The organism is Bacteroidota bacterium (assembly GCA_030706565.1).
Classification (GTDB): Bacteria; Bacteroidota; Bacteroidia; order Bacteroidales; family JAUZOH01; genus JAUZOH01.
Window position 1 is genome coordinate 1 of the sequence record JAUZOH010000378.1, and the last position, 3,594, is coordinate 3,594.

The window sequence follows — 3,594 nt, forward strand, 5'->3', positions numbered from 1 at the left end:
ACAGACTTCTTCTTTACCCAATAGAAAACTATTTTAACAGAAATCCATGTATGAGTCAGCACTTTGCGACCCTTGTGAAAAAATTTGTGTTCCTTGTGGTTTGATGATAGTTTGAAGTGGTTTGAAATACCTTACCACTAAGGCACAAAGAGCACGGAGGGAAAAAGTGGTTTGAGATTGTTTGAGGAGGTTTGATACAGTTCAAGAAGTTCAATATAGTCCAATTCAAAGGGTTCAAAGTTTCTTGGGTTCCGGAATGAATTTTACATTAAGCCGCATAGCGGCGTCCTATTTGTAGAAAGCATAGTGAAATCAAATAATTAAGCCGCGAGCGGTGACCTATTAATATATTACTACTAAGGCAAAAAGGCACTAAGAATACAAATATGTCTAATAATTTTTATGGGCAAATGCTTTTTTAACCTGGCTTAATTCCCTGCGGGCATCTTCATTTTTAAGGTCTTCGCGTTTATCATATTCCTTTTTACCACGGGCTAAAGCGATTTCAAGCTTAGCCAGCCCTCTTTCATTGATAAACAAATGTACGGCCACAATGGTCAAGCCTTTTTCCTGGGTTTTGCGCTGAAGTTTTTGTAATTCTTTTTTCGTCAATAATAATTTTCTGTCCCTTCTGGGATCATGATTATTATAGTTTCCCCACCAATATTCGGAAATATTCATACCCTTTACCCAAAGCTCATTATTATTAAAATAGCAAAAAGCATCAACCAGGCTGGCTTTCCCTTCCCGTATAGATTTAATTTCAGTACCGGTAAGGACTATGCCGGCAACATATTTTTCAACAAACTCAAAATTGAAGGAAGCTTTTTTATTTCTAATGTTAACTTTCGATTCCATATCTAAAAAATGTAAAATGCCCCCCTCCTTAGCCTGAGGGTTCAGGCAAAGTTAATAATAAAACCATGATCCCCGCGATTGTGAAACATCTGCTTAAACCTTTCCGGCACCAGACAAAAAATCCTTAAGGAGAAAAGTATCCTTAACTTTTATTCCTTTGGGTTCGCATTTCAAATTGCAGCATTCGTTATATAAATCGTGTTCAAAAAATAAAACATAATTATTTTCAAAAGCTTCGTTTAAAAAATCTTCCTTTTCTTTTAAAGTTTTCATAGGTTCGACATCATAACTGGCAATATAAGGCAGAGGGATATGAGCAACGGAAGGCAATAAATCGGCTACAAAAACAATAGTTTTGCCGTTAAAATGAATAAAAGGCACAACCTGCCCTTTGGTATGGCCGTCATATATCCTCACTTCAAAATCGGGGAAAAGCATGCCATTTTTTTCAATAAATTTCAGATGCCCGCTTTCCTGCATATACAGGAGATTTTCACTTAAAAAAGAATCAGCTTCCCGCTTATTGGGATTTATAGCCCAATTCCACTGAGAACGGCTTATCCAGTAGGTAGCATTTGGAAACACAAGTTCCAAAGCTGTTCTGTCGGAATTATAACGCAATCCTCCCCCACAATGATCGTAATGCAGATGGGTCAGTACCATATCGGTAATATCTTCGGGTTTGTAGCCATATTCTGCAAGAGCACCTTTCAGGCCTTTACCTCCGTTAAGATGGAAATGGCTAAAAAATTTGGCACTTTGTTTATCACCGAAACCATTATCTATCAATATCTTTCTATTCCCGTCAACGATGAGTAAAGAACGCAAAGCCCAGTTGCATAAATTTTCATCATCAGCAGGATAAACTTTTTTCCACAGGACCTTAGGGACAACACCAAACATAACGCCCCCGTCAATTTTAAAATTTTCTATGTGAATAGGGTAAATTTCCATGATATGTCTTTATGATAATAAAGCAAATATACGACACATATTGCTATTTTTGCATCAGATTTAATTAACAGTTAGAAGTTCATGAAAGTTCATTTTATAGCAATAGGAGGCAGTGCCATGCACAATTTGGCCATTGCCCTGTCCAAAAAAGGATATACAGTAACAGGCAGTGATGATGAGATTTTCGAACCGGCTAAGAGTCATCTTGCAGCTTATGGCCTTTTACCGGAAGCCCCGGGATGGAACCCTGATTTGATTACTCCGGATTTGGATGCAGTGATCCTGGGCATGCATGCATTTGAGGACAATCCTGAACTTCAAAGAGCCAGGGAGCTCAACCTGAGGATATACTCCTATCCCGAATACCTGTACGAACAGACCAAAAACAAAACCCGGGTAGTCATAGGGGGAAGCCATGGGAAGACAACCATTACGGCAATGATTATGCATGTTTTGCATTTTCATCATAAGAAATTCGATTATATGGTAGGTTCCCAACTCGAAGGATTTGATGCCATGGTAAGCCTTTCTGAGGATGCACCGGTTGCCGTATTTGAAGGCGACGAATATCTGGCTTCAACCCTTGACCCGCGCCCGAAATTTCATTTATATAAACCCGATATCGCCTTAATCAGCGGTATCGCTTGGGATCATATTAATGTATTCCCTACTTTCGATAAATATGTGGAACAGTTCAGGATTTTTGCCCAACTTGTGCCTGCAAAAGGTGCTGTGGTTTATTTCGGACAAGATGAGAACATCAGAAAGGTCGTAAACCAGTTGAAAGAAGGAGTCAGAAAATTGCCTTATGATACCCATCCTCATGAAATAGAAAAGGGAACCACTTATTTATTAACCCCGGAAGGCAAAGTACCCCTGCAGATTTTTGGGGATCATAACCTGCAAAATATTTCAGGGGCAAAACAGGTTTGCAACCTGATAGGGATTAACGACCAGGAATTTTATCAGGCAATTTCCCAATTTAAAGGTGCGGCCAAAAGGCTTCAACTCCTGCAAGAGGATAAGGATACGAGCATTTACCTTGATTTTGCACATTCCCCTTCAAAATTGCTGGCTACCATCAAGGCCGTAAAAAGTCAATATCCTCAAAGGCATCTGGTGGCCTGCATGGAACTGCATACCTTCAGCAGCCTGACAAAAGAGTTTTTGCCGCATTACAAAGGAACGATGATAGAAGCAGATCAGGCATTCGTATATTTCAATCCACAGACCATAGAGCATAAACATCTGCAATCCATTACAAAGGAAGAAGTAAAAGAAGCTTTTGCCGGCAAAAATGTCACTGTTTTCACGGATGCGCAGGAATTGCAAAAGACTATCCTCCAAATTGACTGGAGGGATAAAAATTTGCTGCTGATGAGTTCAGGCAACTTCTCCGGGATAGATTTTAAAGAATTTTCAAAAGAAATTATAAAACGGACTTACTGCAAGTAAATATTTCCCAGCCAAACGCAGTGTAATTTTAAATATTTGATTTTCCAATTTACCCCCTTAAAAAAGGGCTATAACTGGCCGGTAGAAATTTTTGAAAGGTGCTAAAAATTCAAGACACGGAACCGTGAAATATTGAAAATACTATTGTGCTCTTTGTGTCAGCTTTGTGGTTAAAATATTTTTATATATACAAAAACCACAAGGTTCACAAGGATTCCACAAGGTTCACTATGAAACTTTGAACTCTTTGAACCCTCTTGAACCATAATGTTCACGAGGGATTCTATTATAATTTCTTAGGGATACTTGAAATCAGGTCAAAGTCAA

At 38.8% G+C, this 3,594-nt stretch carries 3 protein-coding genes; 1 reads left to right on the forward strand and 2 read right to left on the reverse strand.

What is annotated here, in order from left to right:
• Positions 1-390: 390 nt before the first annotated feature.
• Positions 391-858: an SsrA-binding protein SmpB gene (gene smpB, locus Q8907_14350; GenBank protein ID MDP4275453.1), complete on the reverse strand. Its 468-nt coding sequence runs from the start codon at positions 856-858 to the stop codon at positions 391-393.
• Positions 859-951: 93 nt separating this feature from the next.
• The gene (locus tag Q8907_14355; protein MDP4275454.1) at positions 952-1,812 is read right to left on the reverse strand and encodes an MBL fold metallo-hydrolase; all 861 of its coding nucleotides are present in this window, start codon (positions 1,810-1,812) and stop codon (positions 952-954) included.
• Positions 1,813-1,893: 81 nt separating this feature from the next.
• On the opposite strand from Q8907_14355, the gene Q8907_14360 reads away from it, so the two are divergent.
• Positions 1,894-3,267: a Mur ligase family protein gene (locus Q8907_14360; GenBank protein MDP4275455.1), complete on the forward strand. Its 1,374-nt coding sequence runs from the start codon at positions 1,894-1,896 to the stop codon at positions 3,265-3,267.
• Positions 3,268-3,594 lie beyond the last annotated feature (327 nt).

What these genes read in the sequence shown, in the direction of transcription:
- smpB (MDP4275453.1), bottom strand. Translation starts at nt 858, where the DNA reads ATGGAATCGAAAGTTAACATTAGAAATAAAAAAGCTTCCTTCAATTTT.
- Q8907_14360 (MDP4275455.1), top strand. Translation starts at nt 1,894, where the DNA reads ATGAAAGTTCATTTTATAGCAATAGGAGGCAGTGCCATGCACAATTTG.
- Q8907_14355 (MDP4275454.1), bottom strand. Translation starts at nt 1,812, where the DNA reads ATGGAAATTTACCCTATTCACATAGAAAATTTTAAAATTGACGGGGGC.